Below are 15066 nucleotides of genomic sequence, written 5' to 3' on the forward strand. Positions count from 1 at the left end.
GTCCGTCAGCCCCGGGTCAGCTTCTTGTAGGTGGCGCGGTGCGGACGGGTGGCGTCCGGGCCGAGCCGCTCGACCTTGTTCTTCTCGTACGACTCGAAGTTGCCCTCGAACCAGAACCACTTGGAGTCGCCCTCGTACGCCAGGATGTGCGTGGCGACCCGGTCGAGGAACCAGCGGTCGTGGGAGACGACCACGGCGCAGCCGGGGAAGTCGAGGAGCGCGTTCTCGAGCGAGGACAGGGTCTCGACGTCGAGGTCGTTGGTGGGCTCGTCGAGGAGCAGCAGGTTGCCGCCCTGCTTGAGGGTGAGCGCGAGGTTCAGGCGGTTGCGCTCACCACCGGAGAGGACGCCGGCCGGCTTCTGCTGGTCCGGGCCCTTGAAGCCGAACGCGGAGACGTAGGCGCGGGACGGCATCTCGACCTGGCCGACGTTGATGTAGTCCAGCTCGTCCGAGACGACGGCCCAGAGGGTCTTCTTCGGGTCGATGTTGGCGCGGGTCTGGTCGACGTACGAGATCTTGACCGTGTCGCCGATCCGGATGTCGCCGGAGTCCGGGGTCTCCAGGCCCTGGATCATCTTGAACAGCGTGGTCTTGCCGGCGCCGTTCGGGCCGATCACGCCGACGATGCCGTTGCGCGGGAGGGTGAAGGACAGGTCGTCGATGAGGACCTTGTCGCCGAACGCCTTGGAGAGGTTGTTGACCTCGACGACGACGGAGCCCAGGCGCGGGCCCGGCGGGATCTGGATCTCCTCGAAGTCCAGCTTCCGCATCTTGTCGGCCTCGGCGGCCATCTCCTCGTAACGGGCGAGGCGCGCCTTGGACTTGGCCTGGCGGCCCTTGGCGTTGGAGCGGACCCACTCCAGCTCTTCCTTGAGGCGCTTCTGGCGCTTCTCGTCCTTCTTGCCCTCGACCTTGAGGCGCTCGGACTTCTTCTGGAGGTAGGTCGAGTAGTTGCCCTCGTACGGGTGGGCGCGGCCGCGGTCGAGCTCGAGGATCCACTCGGCGACGTTGTCGAGGAAGTACCGGTCGTGGGTGATGGCCACGACGGTGCCCTTGTACTGGGCGAGGTGCTGCTCCAGCCAGTTGACCGACTCGGCGTCGAGGTGGTTGGTGGGCTCGTCGAGGAGCAGCAGGTCGGGGGCCTCGAGCAGCAGCTTGCAGAGGGCCACGCGGCGCTTCTCACCACCGGAGAGGTTGGTGACCTGCCAGTCGCCGGGCGGGCAGCCCAGCGCGTCCATGGCCTGCTCCAGCTGGGCGTCGAGGTCCCACGCGTTGGCGTGGTCCAGGTCGTCCTGGAGCTTGCCCATCTCCTCCATGAGCTCGTCGGTGTAGTTCGTCGCCATCTCCTCGGCGATGGCGTTGAACCGGTCGAGCTTGCCCTTGATCTCGGCGACGCCGTCCTCGACGTTCTCCAGGACGGTCTTCGACTCGTCGAGCTTCGGCTCCTGCATGAGGATGCCGACGGAGTAACCGGGGGTGAGGAACGCGTCGCCGTTGGAGGGCTGCTCCAGGCCGGCCATGATCTTCAGCACCGTGGACTTACCGGCACCGTTCGGGCCGACCACACCGATCTTCGCACCGGGCAGGAAGCTCAGCGTCACGTCATCGAGGATGACCTTGTCGCCGTGCGCCTTGCGCGCCTTGCGCATGGTGTAGATGTACTCAGCCAAGAGAAACCGTCCGGCAAAGAGTGAGTGGGCAGATACACCCATCTTGCCAGCCGCCCGGGGTGAGACGGAAACCGGAAAGATCCGGGACCGGCCCGCGGGGCGGGGGCGTGGCGGGCTCGCGGCGGAGGCGACGGCGCCCGGCGTACGACCGGTGAGGGCCCGGTACGGGGCTGCCGGGGGTCCGGGACGCGCGACGGCCCCGGCGCGCGGGTGCGGGCCGGGGCCGTGCGGGGCTCACGGACGAGGGGCGTCACGGCCCGGGGGCGTGACGCGGATCACTCCGCGAGGTCCGGGGCCGGCGTGGCCGGCCCCGGTGGTGACTCAGTGACCGGCGGTCTTCTTCTTGCGGAGGAAGAACACCGCGCCGCCGCCGGCCAGGACGAGCGCGACGGCGATGCCGGCGATCATCGGGGTGGCGTTGGAGCTGCCGGTCTCGGCCAGGTCACCGCCACCGGTGGTGGTGGAGCCGGTCGTGCCCGTGGCGCCGGTGGTGCCGGTCGAGCCGGTGGAACCCGTCGAGCCGGTGGTGCCGGTCGAACCGGTGGAGCCGCCCGGGGTGGTCGGGGAGGGCTCGGTGGTGGGGGTCTGCGACGGCGACTCGGACGGAACCGGGCCCGGGGTGGCCGTCTTGCAGTCGAGAACGCCCTCGAAGGTCTCCTCGAAGCCGTTCGGGCCCTTGATCGTGAACTTGTAGGCCTCGTCCTCGGCGAGCGGGACCGGCACGGTCTTCGTCTCACCCGGGGCGATCGACAGGGAGACGCCCTTCAGGTCGAAGGTCCAGGGCTCGTCGCCCTTGTTGGTCGCGATGACCTCCAGGCCGCCCTTGGCGCAGTCCTTGGCGACCGTGACGGACGGGATCGGGCCCGTCTTCGCCCAGGTCGCGGAGGCCTTGGCGGAGACGGTGGACTCGCTGGAGCCGGCCAGGATCAGGGTCTGCGAGGGGCCGTCGAGGGAGACGAAGGCGCGGCCCAGCGGGACCTTGGTGGAGGCCTCGACGATCAGCTCGGCCGAGCCGTCGGGGGTGCCGGCGGGGACGTCGAAGAAGATCTCGTCGCCGTTCTTCGCCTCGGTGACGGGCTTGCCGTCCTTGCCGACGACGGTGACGCCCGCGGCGGCGCCGGGGGCGGTCGCGATCTTCGCGGTCTGGGAGTTGGTGGAGACCGTGACGGGGCCGAGCTTCTGACCGGCCTTGCCCGACACGGAGGACGGGGAGAGGGTCAGGGAGGCCTTGGGCTCCGCCAGCTTGACCGCGTCCTTGAGGAGGGACTCGGTCAGCTTCTGCGCGTCAGGGCTCGTCGGCGTCGCCGTGACGTCGTCGGAGAGCTTCCAGATGGCGGCCTGCGTGGCGGCGGCGGCCTCACCCTTGGAGAGGTCGGCACCCACCTTCGCGCCGAGGTCCTGCGCGGAGATCTTCGGGTAGGAGTTCTCCAGAATCCAGAGGATCTTGCCCGCGTTCTCGTTGCTGTGCAGCGAGGACGCGTCCCAGCCGACCTCCTTGTAGCGGTAGTCGTGCTTGGCCGGGGTGCGGAAGTCGATGCAGTAGGTCGAGAGAGTTCCCCCACCCTCGACCTCCATGGTGAAGAGGCCGCCGGAGACCGCGTCCGGCCACTCCTTGCCGTTCTCGTCGACGATCTTGATGTCGCCGGACTCTTCCTCCGACAGACCACCGAGCTTCGCCGTGGCACCACCGGAAGCCGCGGCACCGTCATCGGCGAGGGCCGGCGCGGCCGTCACCATCGTGCCGGCCACGGCGAGGCCCGCGACCAGCGTCGCGGCGGCGAGACGGGCAGCGCCCCGCCCACGAACTGAAAACATTGGATTCCCCTCCGGGCGAGCCGCTCCGCGAACTTGGTCGTTTCACGTGGGGGGAGCGCCCGCCAGCAGACTCACAGACTCGATGGGCTCACGTGCCACATGAGTACTCGGGAATCCTAGGGATGCGGAAGCCCCCGGTGCCCTGTCATCCGATCAGATAACCATTCCGTCTCGGAATCGTTATCCGCCTGGCGAGTTGGTCGACAAATCCCCACAACACAAGGTCAGGACACGGTTACCAGCTGGTTCGGTCCGGTCGCCCAGGGGTCGTCCCCGGCCCTCTTCCCGGCGGCGATCGGGGGCCCGCTCCCCGGGGCGGCGGGCCCGGGGCCGTCGGTTCCACTTCCCGTACCAAACGGAGCATATGACTCCGTTTCATGTCCCGGGCCCGGTTCACGCCGGGATTCCGCCCGCGCCGCACGACGGAAGGCCGCCGTGCCCCGCGCCAGGTCGTGGCCGACCGCGAGCGCGTCGATGTCCACGAAGGTCTTGCGCTGGCCGTCGCGCTCGTCCTCCCGCACCCGCAACCTGCCGTGCACCAGGAGCGGTTCGCCGACCGACACCGAGGCGGCGAGATTCGCGCCGAGGGACCGCCACGCGGACACCGTGTAGAAGCTGGTGTTCCCGTCCGACCAGGTGCCCCGCTCACGGTCCCAGCGGCGGGCCGTCACCGCGAACCGGAATCGCGCGACCCCACCCGTCGGCGTCTCCCGGTACTCCACCGCCGTCGCCACATTGCCCACCAGCGTCACGGTCGTCTCGTTCATGGTCCTGTCCCCCACTTCGCACTGCACGTCCATCCGTTCGCCTCCATGCTGCGACGGCCGGAGAAACGGCGCCGAAGCCTGTGGACGACCGAAGGCCTGGGGACAACTCCCTCACTCGTGCGGGTGATACAGCGGCGGCGGGAAGCTGCCCGGCGCCGCCGCCCCGCACCCCCGCTACCTGCCGCGGGCCCCCGCCCGCGTGGCGCCGAGACGGGCGGCGGCCGGGCGCCCACCTCCCACCACCCGGGCAGCGCCGCCGGAGCTCGCCACCGCCGCGTACTGCTCGCGGACCTCCCGGTAGCGCATCAGCTCGGCCGCGATCGGGTCGAGCACCCGGGCCCTGCCGCAGGCGGCGGCCGCCTCGCGCAACCGGCGCTCGGCCTCCTGCCCGTACCGGCGGGCGGGTCCCTTGACCGCGCCCTCGCAGGCCCACTCGACGAGCGGACCGCCCACGATGCCCGCCACCATCACGAGGACGGGCGGCAGCAGTCCCGGCTCCACGACACCCACGATCTGGGCCACCAGCCACAGCGCGCCGAAGATCTGGAGGAGCGTCATCATCGCCTGGACCAGGACGGCGGCCGGCCACCACGCGGGCCGCGGCGGCCGGGCGGCCGGGTCGCCCAGCGTGGCCGTGAGTTCGTCCAGGGCCTCCGGCAGGCCGTCGGCCCCTCGCGCCGCCGCCTCGCGCACGGCCTGCGCCCAAGGGGCGGGCAGTCCGTGCGAGGCCTCGTCCGCGACGATCCGCACCGCCTGCTCGACCCGCTGGCGCGCCGTCAGCTCCGCCTCCACCGGGGGCTCCGCCGCCTCATCGCCTCCCCCGCCGTGTGCGCGCAGCCGCTCGTACCAGCGGTAGAGCCGCAGCCAGGGCGTACCGCAGGCCCGGATGGCGCCGCGGCGCCAGACCCGCTCGGCCGCCTCTCCCGCCGCCTGGGCACCGACGGCGACCGCGAGCCGGTCCGCGAAGTCCTCCCGGGCCCGCTCCCCGAGGCCCGCCCGCCCTTCGGCCACGTAGGTGGGGCGCAACCGCGTCGCGGCCGCGTCGATGTCGGCGGCGAGCCGGCGCTCGGCGGCGGAGCGTTCCTGGACGAAACGGCCGAGGACGTCGCGCAGTTCGCCCATCCCCTCGCCGGTGAGCGCGGAGAGGGCGAGGACGGTGGCACCGGGTTCGCCGTGCTCGCCGAGGGCCACGCCGTCCTCGTCGAGGAGGCGCCGCAGGTCGTCCAGGACGAGGTCGGTGGCCTCGGTGCCCAGCCGGTCGATCTGGTTGAGGACGACGAAGGTGACCTCGGCGTGCCCGGCGAGCGGGCGCAGGTAGCGCTCGTGGAGCGCGGCGTCCGCGTACTTCTCCGGGTCCACGACCCAGATCACGGCGTCCACGAGGGAGAGGACACGGTCGACCTGGTCGCGGTGGGCGGTGACCGCCGAGTCGTGGTCCGGGAGGTCGACGAGGACGAGCGGCTGGAGTTCGGTGTCGGCCGCGCCGCCCGCGAGCGGCCGGCGGCGGAGCCGGCCCGGCACGGCAAGCCGGTCGAGGAGGCCGGCGGCGCCCTCGGACCAGCTGAGCGCGATCGGCGCCGAGGTGGTGGGCCTGCGCAGGCCCGTCTCGGAGACGGGCACGCCGGCGAGCGCGTTGAAGAGGGTGGACTTGCCGCTGCCGCTGGGCCCGGCGACGGCGATCACGGTGTGCCGGGAGGAGAGCCGCTGCCGGGCGGCGGCCTCGTCCAGGACGCGCCCGGCCTCGGCGAGCGCCTCGGCCTCGACGCGGGTGCGGGAGAGGCCCACGAGCTCGTGGAGGGCGTCGAGCCGCCTGCGCAGGGCGCCGCCGTACTGCCCGCCGAGCGGCGGCAGCGTGTCCTCCTCCCCCTCGGGCGCCGGCCCGTCCGCGCCGGGCGGGGGCGTGGGCGCGGGCCGCCGGTTCACGCGCCGTGCGATCAGCCCGTCGTCCCACCGGCCGCCGCAGGAGTCGCGCCCGTCGTCGCGACCCTCCTGCGGGTCACCGTCGCGGGTGCGGTCGGGTTCCCGTTCGCGGTCGCTCCGGCGGGCCCGGTCCTCGTCCACCACGTCACTCACGTCACTTCTCCTTCTGCAGCACGGAGAGCGCGGCGATCAGCTCCGCCTGCGGCTCGGGGGTCACGTCGAGCGCGTCGAGGGGGGCGAGCCGCAGGTCGCGCTCGGCGTGCAGGACGCGGTCGACGCACGTGAGGACCAGATCGCCGCCCTTGTCGCGGAGGCTGAGGGCGGTCCGGGCGCCGAGCAGCTCGGCGAGCCGCTCCCCGGCGGGCCGGGCGCGCCGCCCCCCGAGGAGGGAGGCGGCGAGGAGCGCGGCGACGGTCTCGGCGTCGGGCAGGGCGGCGCGGGAGGCCCGGGGGGCGCGCGAACCGGTGGGCCGGTCCGCCTCCCGTACCTCGTCCTCGGCCAGTTCCTCCAGGATCCGCCGCCAGCGGCGCGCTTCGAGCCCGATCCGTTCCACGGCCTCGCGGCCCCCGCCGGGGGCTTCCGAGGGGAGCTGGGCGGCGGCCGGCTCACGGCGGTGGGCCTCCCGGACGCGCTCGTCGGCGGCGGCCACGGCGCAGTGCAGCAGGGCGGCGAAGGATTCGGTGAGGGCGTCGAGGAGTTCCTCGGCGGTGCTGTCGCGCGGGTAGGCCCGCCAGCGGGTGCGGGCGTCCCCGGCGAGGACGGCGCCGCGGGCGAGTTCGCGGCGGACCCGCTCGCCCTGTTCGCGGTAGGCGGCCTCGACGGCGCCGCCGAGCCGTACCGCCGCCGCGTACTGGGCCGCGACGGCCCCGGCCAGCTCGGGCAGCCGCGTGTCGAGGGAGTCGATCACGCCGGTGGCGGTCCTGGTCACGGCCTGCTGCCGGGCGGCGGGGTCCTCGGCACGGTGGACGAGCCAGCCGCGCAGGGGGGCCACGGCGCTCTCGGGCAGCAGCCCTCTGCCGCCGCCGGTGGACTCGGGAAGTTCGGGGATGGTGAAGCGGGGCACGTCCCCGAGGCCCGCTTTGTCCAGCAGGGCCTCGTACTGCCGGGAGACCTCGCCGATCACCTGGTGGGGGACGCGGTCGAGGACGGTGACGAGGGTGGCGTCGTACTCCTTGGCGGTACGGAGCAGGTGCCAGGGCACGGCGTCGGCGTACCGCGAGGCGGTCGTGACCATGACCCAGATGTCGGCGGCGCACATCAACTCGGCGGCGAGCAGCCGGTTCTCGACGACCAGGGAGTCGATGTCGGGCGCGTCGAGCAGGGCGAGCCCGCGGGGCAGCGAGGAGGCGGTCTCCACACGCAGCGCGTTCTCGTCGGGGGGCTCCTCCGCGGGGTGGTCCTCGTCGGCCTGCGGCAGCCAGACCCGGGTGAGCTGCGGCAGGACCCGCATCCCGGCGAACCAGTGATGGTCCTCGGGGTGGCAGACGAGCACGGGCGTCCGGGTGGTGGGCCTGAGCACCCCCGCCTCGCTGACCCGCCTGCCGACAAGGGAGTTGACGAGCGTGGACTTCCCGGCCCCGGTCGAGCCACCGACGACGGCCAGCAGCGGGGCGTCGGGATCTTTGAGGCGGGGGACCAGATAGTCGTCGAGCTGCGCGAGCAGCTCGGCCCGGGTCTGCCGGGCGCGTGGCGCACCGGGGAGGGGCAGCGGGAGACGCACGGCGGCGACTCGGTCGCGCAGGGCGGAGAGTGCGTCGATCAGCTGAGGCCGTTCGTCCAAGGTCACCACATGCGAAGAATGCCCAATTTATGAGTGTTTTTGAAGCGTATTCCAACCCTGCGCGCCGAGGAGAGGGGCGGTGACGGGCGGCCCGGGCATAACGAGTGCACAACACCCGCCCCGAGCGACGCGAAAAGCGCTGCGCGAATCGCACCTGCCTGCGATTATCGTTCCGCTTCACCGAACCTCCACATCGTGCCACGCAGGTGAAGCACCCGGGCCGAGGGGATCGGAGCCCTATCCTTGTCCGGGCGGGCCCCACCCCACCCTCCAGGGCCTTCGGGCCCCACGGGCCACCACCGGCCCCCGTAGCTCAGCGGATAGAGCAGGTGCCTTCTAAGCACTTGGCCGCAGGTTCGAGTCCTGCCGGGGGCGCACAGCAAGGCCCCTCCTTCGGGAGGGGCCTTTTTGCTGGTCAGGGGCGGTTTCCCGTGGGTGACGAAGGGGCCGGACGCGCCCTGTGGCGCTGCCTGGGCGCGTCCGGCGGTGTCCGGCTAGTTCCGGGTTTCTGCGGGTGGCTGCGGAGAATACGCGGAGAAGTTTTCAGCCCTGGCCGATGGTCGGGTCCGGCAGCTCCCCCGCCCGCTCGATGCGGCGCTTGAGATCGTCAAGCTGCCCGTCGATGCACCGGGCGTAGGTGGCGAGCAGGACGGGGACGCTGTTGCCCGCCCACTCGGCAACGGTCGCGGCTGGAACGCCGGCGTTGAGCCAGTTCGTCAGGCAGGTGTGGCGGAGGTCGTAGACGCGGCGGCCGAGCGGGGTCCCGAATTCGTAGGGGGTTAGCACTTCCTTTCGGGCCCGCCGCCACGCGCGCCGGATCACCGACCCGGCGAGGTCCCCGCCTTTCTCCCCCTTCATCAGGAGGTCTCCAGGCTTCAGCCCCTCCTTCTCGATATGAGCCCGAAGAATCCGGGTGAGGGCGGGGCGGCAGGGCACCGTGCGCGTGTCGTCGGCGGCCCGCCCCTTGAGCCCCCGCTGCTCGCGCACCTCCCCCGTGGTCGTCCACTGCTTCCCGACCTCCGGGTGCGCGGTGTGGAGCAGCAGCTCTCCCCACTGGTCGTCGGCGTCCGTGTCGGGCAGCCGCACGTCGCCGACGTCGATCGCGACGACCTCTTCCGGGCGGGCGCCGGCGTAGTACATCGCGGCGAAGAAGGTGTGCAGCCGCCGGCCGCCGCGAGGGCGTGCGTGGATCCAGCCGAGCAGCGCGGCGGCCTGCTCCTGGTTGAGCAGCGACCGCTTGTCAACTGTGGAGGAGGTCTTGGCCGCCGTGGTGGATCCCTTCCCTTTCGGGAGCGGGTTCTCCTTGAGCACCTTCTTCTTGAGCGCGTACTCGAAGAGGACGTTCAGCACGCGCTTCGTCCGCCGGGCGGAGCTGGCGGCCACCGGCGTACCGTCCAGCTTCACCGCGGCTGCCCTGAGCGCCGTCTCCACGTGGCCCTCGTCCTCCCAGGCTGCCATGGAGAGCGAGTTGCGCTGCACCCAGCGCAGGATCACCGCGATCTCGGGCGGGGCCTCGCCCCGTCGCTTGGTGTTGAAGGCGTACTCACGGAGGGCCCGGCGCACGTCGACCCCCTTGAAGGTCGTCGGCTGAGACCGAAGCAGGGCGATCGTGACGGGCGTGAGCGCCTTGGCCACGTTCCGCCGGTTGTTCGCGGAGGTCCGCTCCCAGAGCTGGTCCACGAACTGGATCGCGAAGTCGTACCACTTCACGCTGGCCGCCCGGGACATGTGCGAGACGGGCAGACCGGTGGAGAGGCTGAACGCCTCGCCCTTGCTGGCTGCGGAGACGAGCCCCGCGCGGAAGGAGTCGGCGAGAGCGCTCTTGGCGAACGGCTTCCGCCACTCCTTCCCCTCCAGCTCCCAGCGGACCGTGTACGTGGTCTTCGTCTTCCCCTCGTACACGGAGGTCTTCCAGAACTTCACGTCGTACGTCGTGTCCATCAAGCAGCGTCCTCGTGCTCGTCCAGCCAGATCTCAAGGTCGATGCGGCGCACGCGGAGGTTGCCGTTCGGGAGCTTGATGCAGCGGGGAGCCCGCTGCTTCTGGCGCCAGTCGTAGAAGGTGGAGCGGGTGATGCCGAGTTCGTCGCACAGCTCAGGGACCGTGAGCATCGCGCGTGTCTTGGGGGTGCTGGCCATGGCCGGCCTCCTCATCGCGGTGGAGTGGAGCCTTGGGCCCCATACCTGTCAGGTCCGCTACTTCCGCTACCTCCGCTACCGCCCTGGTCAGGGGCATGATCGGAGGTAGCGGATGGGGTAGCGGTAGCGGATGAATCCGCTACCGGCCCCGATTCGGCTGGCCGGGGCGGGTAGCGGGGTAGCGGATCAGGTAGCGGACGTGAAGAGGTCTGCCGCTACCGTTTCCGGGCCGCTGACCTGCGGGGTAGCGGAGGTAGCGGAAGTAGCGGCCCTCAGGAGGGGAGGGGGGCAGTAGCGCTCCCAGGCGTCGTGCAGATCGGCCGCGTAGTAGCCCTTGAGGACGGCGCCGGCAGTCTTGATGTTGCGGGCCTTGATGGGGGTGTTGTCGGTGGTCATGTACTCGCCGAGCATCTTGGCCAGGCCCCGGGAGTCGATGGGGCGGCCGGCCATGTCGGACCAGGGCGCCTCCTCCAGCGCGCAGAGCCGGTCGAGGATGGCGACGGTAGGGAGCCGGTCGATGCCGACCATGACGTGGTCGCGCAGATCGGTGAGCAGGCGGATGCCGATGGAGCCCTTGTCGTCGGCGCGGGCGGCGTTGACGAGTTCCACGCACGCCTCGCGGGCGCGCTCGGGCCAGTCGCCGCCGGCGGCGTCCGCGACGGAGAGCAGGGGTTCCCACACGTCGGCGGCCCGGTCAGTGACGCCGTCGGGCATCTCGGGCCAGCGCCCGGCGACCTCTTCGCGTACCTGCTCGGCCCACTGGGCGAGCCGGTCGCGGAGCTTGTTGCCCTCGGCCTCATGGAGGCGGGCGCGGAAGGGCTCGACCTTCTCGTTCCGGGCACGGCGGCGCATGCGGATGATGACGGAGCGGGTGGTGATGGTGTCGGGCAGTCCGCCGAGTCCGGCGACGGCGACGGCACTGTAGGAGGGGAACTCCACGACGGTCTGGTTGCCGCCGTCACCGACGCAGCGGTAGGTGACGCCGGAGCGGCGGTGTCCGGCGTTGAGGAAGCCGCGGAGTTCCTCGTTGTCCCCGGCCTTGGGGCCGAAGACGGTGTCGATCTCGTCGTAGAGAATCGTCGGGCGGCCGGCGGAGTCGGAGACGGACCGGAACAGGGCTGCGGCCCTGGCGTTCACCGCGAGCATGGGCCGGGGCACCAGGGTCTCCACGACTTCCAGGGCGCGGGACTTGCCGGAGCCGGGCTCCGGGGAGAGGAACGCCAGGCGCGGGGTGGAGTCGAACGCGTCGAGGAGGTGGGCGTGCGCGTCCCAGAGCGCGACGGCGACGTAGGCGCCTTCCCGGGGGAAGACGTTGAACCGGCGGTGGAACGCCTCCACCTCGTCGAGCAGAGCGGCGCCGTCGATGGGCTCGGGCATGTGACTGTCCCTCCGTACGTGAGCGGGGGTGTGGTGGTCGGGGTGGTCGGCTGGGTGCGGGTCAGAGCTTGAAGGGACACCTTCGGCGACGACCTTTTCGGCGCCTACGGCATCGCTCGACCGCGCTGGTTCGGCGGCTGCGAGCCGTTGCGTGGTAGCAGTGGGGCTTTTCAGGGAGGGGGATTCGGGGTGGCTCATGCGGCGGCCGGCCGGGGGCGGGCGGTGCGGATGGACCAGTCGAGCGCGCTGCGGATCGTGGCGCGGCACTCGGACGCGGACAGTCCCGCTGCCTCCCCCGCTGCCTGAAAAGCCTCCTCGGCCACGTGCCGGGGGAGGTCGCCCCACGCGACGAACCGCCCCACCGCGCGGGCGGACGCCAACAACTGCGCGTTTCGGCCGCCCTCCAGGGCTGCGGTGACGGCGGCGGTCTCGCGCTCCAGCGCCACCTCGGCGGCCCGGGTCCCGCTGCCGAGGACGACGACCGGGGCCGGGGTGCGGGAGGGCTCGCGCGGGGCGGTGAGCGCTTCGTGGAGCCAGTCGGGCAGCGGGACCGGCGGGCGGCTGTCGAGGAGCTCGTACGCCCCGCTCTCCGTCACGCTGCCGGGGGCGACGACGTACCCGCCCCACCCCCGGGTGTCGACGTGCCGGGCGAGCCGTCCGGCGGTGTTGCCGAGCCGGGCGCCGTCGGGCTGGGTGAAGTACAGGTGCTGGCCGCCGCGGGCGGTCCGGACGCGGTGGGTGAGGGGGACGGCGTGGCCGGCGCGCTCGCAGAGCTCTTCGAAGTTGGCGACGCCGTCAGGCGTTCCCTCCTCGTCGCCCGCCTTCAGCGTGTCAAGGTCGACGACGAGCAGGCCGGACGGGCCGGTGGCGATGCCCACGTTGTACGGGGCGTGCGTCCAGGCCGTGACGAGGAGATCGGGGTCGGTGGTGGCCCGCTGCTCCGGGGTCCGGTGCCCGTTCGCGCACCGGCCGGTGCGGGGGCAGTCGCGTTCGGGGTGGCCGGCGGGCCGCTTGTCGCGGGGGCGGAGGGGGAAGACGTGCCAGCCGCGTTCGGCGGCGGCGATCGCGTGGGCGAGCAGGCCCAGACCGGGCATGTCGATGGACGGAAGCATGCTCATGCGGCCGCCTCCGTGCGGGTGTGGGTGAGGTACTGGGTGGCGATCCACTGGGTGTAGGCCGGGGGTACGGCCTTGCGGGCTTCGGCGCTGGACATCCAGGTGCAGCCCATGGCGTCGGCGTAGGCCCGCTCCCCCTTGTGCTCGAACGCGAGCAGCCTCTTGTGGTGCCAGCAGGGCGGGAGGAGGTCTCCGCCGCCGCCCCAGGAGGTCTCGAAGACGCGGTGGCGGCGGACGTTGAGCCCGAACTGGGATCCGCACAGCAGGTAGTCGGGCCGCAGGATCCCGGCCTTGGCGGTCTCGGGGACGTTCTCGATGACCCACGGGATTCCGGACGCCATCAGGCGGTCGCGGCCGGGGGCGATGAGGTCGGGGTGGTCGTCGGGGTTGCCGCGCCAGGCGGTGACGCGGGCGTAGCGCTCGCAGGGCCAGGAGGCGTGGATGAGGTCGAAGCCGTCGAGGGGGAAGGTGAGGGCGTCGGCCTGGTGGAAGGTGAAGGGGTAGTTCGGCTGGGGGTTGATGTCGACGCCGACGACGTCGAATCCGGCCTGGTGGTAGCCCATGGACAGGCCGCCGGCGCCGCAGCACAGGTCCAGCACCCGCAGCCCGTTCGGACGCCGCATCGGCAGCGCGCTCACGCGGCCACCCCCATGCCCGGGGTGAGGGCCTGAGCTCCGAGGTGGTGGGTGCGGGTGACGCCGAAGCCGGTGGCGGCTCCCTGGCAGCAGAACGTGTCCAGCAGCAGCGGCCGGGGCCTGCTGCGCGGTGGGATGTCGGTGGGGTGGGGCATTCTGGTGTCTCCAGTTCTGTACTGGTTCTGGAACCGGGACAGCCGCCTCTCGCCAAAGACTGCGGCTGTCCCGGACTGGGGAAATCGAAGGGGGAGCGATGACGACGGCGTGGCTGGTCCTGGCGGTCGGTGACGAGCGCCAGCACGGCGGGAACGACGGCTACGACGACAACCCGCGGACCCACTACAGCTGGGACAGCACCGTCCCCAACCACGGCAAACTCGCCGTCGGCGACGTCATCGCCCTGTGGGACAAGAAGGAACTGATCGGCGTCTCGGTGATCCACGCCATCGACACCGCCGTCGAGCAGAAGACCGTCTACTTCTGCCCCGCGTGCAAGAAGGCCGACTTCAAGCGCCGTACACGCCTGACGCCTGCCTGCCGCTGCAACAAGTGCGGCGCCCTGTTCGACGATCCGGGAAGCAAGGTCAGGACCGTCACGACCTACCGGTCCCGGCACGGCCGCACCTGGATCGAGGGCCGCGGCCTGCTGACCGGACGCCAGCTGCGGGCCCTGTGCGACTCACCGGACTCCCAGCTGAGCATGCGGCCCGCCCGCTGGGAGAAACTGCGCGACGCCCTGCTGGCCACCGAAGGCGCCGACCAGGTCGCTACCCTCGCCGGGCGGGAACGCCTGCCGATCCCCGGCGGGCACCGCACCGTCAAGACCAGGGCCCGCATCGGCCAGCCCCAGTTCCGCGAACGGCTCCTGCGGGAGCAGGGCGAGATGTGCGCCGTCACCGGCCCCGCACCCGCCTGCGTCCTGGAAGCCGCCCACCTCTACAGCTACGCCGACAGCGGCGAGCACCACGACTTCGGCGGACTACTGCTGCGCAGGGACATCCACCGCCTCTTCGACCTGGGCCACCTCGCGATCGACCCGGCCACCGGCCTCCTCGATGCGGACAGCAGCCTGGACGCCTACCCGGACTACGCACGGCTCCACGGCCAGAAGCCCGCCTACGAGCTCCAGGAAGGCCACCGCGTCTGGCTGGCCGAGCACTGGCACAACCACCGGGCCACCGGCCTCCCGTCCCCGCGCGCAGCTGCCGACGTCGAAGGTGCGACTGCCTAGCGGTGGTTGGTGGTGCCGCCTGCGCGGCCGAAGAGGCCGGTGGCGGTGATGTTCTGGGTGATGTGGGTGGTCGTCCGCACCGAGCCCCCAGCCGCGTTGCTGCCGTGGTTGCCGGTGAGGGCGCGGCGGGCGGTGCGCAGGGTGAGGGGGACGGCGATGACGGTGGCGACGAGGAGGGCGGCGGCGGACCACAGGGCGTGGCTCATGGCGATGAGTCCCGGGGCGGCGTAGGAGAGTCCGATGCCGGCCGCGGCGATCCCGCCGCCGACGGTCGGGGCGAGGAGCGCGGTCGTCTTGGCCCATGCCGGAACCGACCCCGCCGGCCGGGCCGGGGCGGGCGGGGTGGGGGTGAGGGTGAGGGTGTAGCCGGTGACGATCCGCCCGTCGGGGAGCTGCACGGACGCGACCGCCGGAAGCGCGGCCGGCGCGGCGGGGACGACGACCCCGTGCGCGGGGTGGAGGGGGGTGGGGTGGTGGATGACGGGGGCCGGGGTGTGGGTGTGGTCGGGCATGGCGGGGCCCTTCTCGGGGTGTGGGTGGGGCCCGCGACTCGGGGTGTCACGGGCCCGGGTGCCGGGTGTCACGGCAGGTGTCAGGAAGGGGTGTCAGGGGGTGTCA

Annotated in this window: 13 protein-coding genes and 1 tRNA gene; 2 read left to right on the forward strand and 12 right to left on the reverse strand. The window is 72.2% G+C overall.

What is annotated here, in order from left to right; translation table 11 throughout:
- Positions 1–5 precede the first annotated feature (5 nt).
- The 5 genes from ettA to ACFY60_RS07995 form a co-directional block, all read right to left on the reverse strand.
- Positions 6–1670: an energy-dependent translational throttle protein EttA gene (ettA, locus tag ACFY60_RS07975; protein WP_309053111.1), complete on the reverse strand. Its 1665-nt coding sequence runs from the start codon at positions 1668–1670 to the stop codon at positions 6–8.
- A 321-nt stretch (positions 1671–1991) separates the two neighbouring features.
- Entirely contained in the window at positions 1992–3485 is a 1494-nt protein-coding gene (locus tag ACFY60_RS07980; protein WP_388608779.1) for an LAETG motif-containing sortase-dependent surface protein, read from the reverse strand.
- A gap of 224 nt (positions 3486–3709) precedes the next feature.
- On the reverse strand, positions 3710–4252 hold the full coding sequence (locus ACFY60_RS07985; protein WP_388608781.1) for a single-stranded DNA-binding protein: 543 nt from the start codon (positions 4250–4252) through the stop codon (positions 3710–3712).
- Between the two features lie 174 nt (positions 4253–4426).
- Positions 4427–6325, reverse strand: coding sequence for a GTPase (locus ACFY60_RS07990; RefSeq protein ID WP_388608782.1), 1899 nt, complete (start codon positions 6323–6325; stop codon positions 4427–4429).
- Between the two features lies 1 nt (position 6326).
- Positions 6327–7952 (reverse strand): dynamin family protein, encoded by a 1626-nt coding sequence (locus tag ACFY60_RS07995; RefSeq protein WP_388608784.1) that lies wholly within the window; start codon positions 7950–7952, stop codon positions 6327–6329.
- A gap of 302 nt (positions 7953–8254) precedes the next feature.
- On the opposite strand from ACFY60_RS07995, the gene ACFY60_RS08000 reads away from it, so the two are divergent.
- Positions 8255–8327: transfer RNA gene (locus tag ACFY60_RS08000), tRNA-Arg, on the forward strand.
- A gap of 168 nt (positions 8328–8495) precedes the next feature.
- On the opposite strand, the gene ACFY60_RS08005 is transcribed toward ACFY60_RS08000, so the two are convergent.
- From ACFY60_RS08005 to ACFY60_RS08030, 6 genes are all read right to left on the reverse strand, one after another.
- Positions 8496–9893 (reverse strand): tyrosine-type recombinase/integrase, encoded by a 1398-nt coding sequence (locus tag ACFY60_RS08005; protein ID WP_388608786.1) that lies wholly within the window; start codon positions 9891–9893, stop codon positions 8496–8498.
- Entirely contained in the window at positions 9893–10090 is a 198-nt protein-coding gene (locus tag ACFY60_RS08010) for a helix-turn-helix transcriptional regulator (RefSeq protein WP_388608788.1), read from the reverse strand. The genes ACFY60_RS08005 and ACFY60_RS08010 overlap by 1 nt, the downstream gene beginning before the upstream one ends.
- A gap of 186 nt (positions 10091–10276) precedes the next feature.
- A complete protein-coding gene (locus ACFY60_RS08015; protein WP_388608790.1) occupies positions 10277–11467 on the reverse strand; it encodes a DUF3631 domain-containing protein in 1191 nt (396 codons plus the stop codon).
- A gap of 194 nt (positions 11468–11661) precedes the next feature.
- Positions 11662–12585, reverse strand: coding sequence for a bifunctional DNA primase/polymerase (locus ACFY60_RS08020; protein WP_388608792.1), 924 nt, complete (start codon positions 12583–12585; stop codon positions 11662–11664).
- Positions 12582–13205, reverse strand: a complete 624-nt coding sequence (locus ACFY60_RS08025; RefSeq protein WP_388609214.1) for a methyltransferase domain-containing protein — start codon at positions 13203–13205, stop codon at positions 12582–12584. The genes ACFY60_RS08020 and ACFY60_RS08025 overlap by 4 nt, the downstream gene beginning before the upstream one ends.
- 11 nt (positions 13206–13216) lie before the next feature.
- On the reverse strand, positions 13217–13372 hold the full coding sequence (locus ACFY60_RS08030; RefSeq protein WP_388608795.1) for a hypothetical protein: 156 nt from the start codon (positions 13370–13372) through the stop codon (positions 13217–13219).
- A 98-nt stretch (positions 13373–13470) separates the two neighbouring features.
- Between ACFY60_RS08030 and ACFY60_RS08035 the strand changes: the two genes are divergently transcribed.
- The gene (locus ACFY60_RS08035) at positions 13471–14448 is read left to right on the forward strand and encodes an HNH endonuclease (protein ID WP_388608798.1); all 978 of its coding nucleotides are present in this window, start codon (positions 13471–13473) and stop codon (positions 14446–14448) included.
- On the opposite strand, the gene ACFY60_RS08040 is transcribed toward ACFY60_RS08035, so the two are convergent.
- Positions 14445–14960 (reverse strand): hypothetical protein, encoded by a 516-nt coding sequence (locus ACFY60_RS08040; RefSeq protein WP_388608801.1) that lies wholly within the window; start codon positions 14958–14960, stop codon positions 14445–14447. The genes ACFY60_RS08035 and ACFY60_RS08040 overlap by 4 nt on opposite strands.
- Positions 14961–15066 lie beyond the last annotated feature (106 nt).

This window comes from Streptomyces sp. NPDC012827, from assembly GCF_042900905.1.
GTDB classification, from domain to species: domain Bacteria; phylum Actinomycetota; class Actinomycetes; order Streptomycetales; family Streptomycetaceae; genus Streptomyces; species Streptomyces gulbargensis.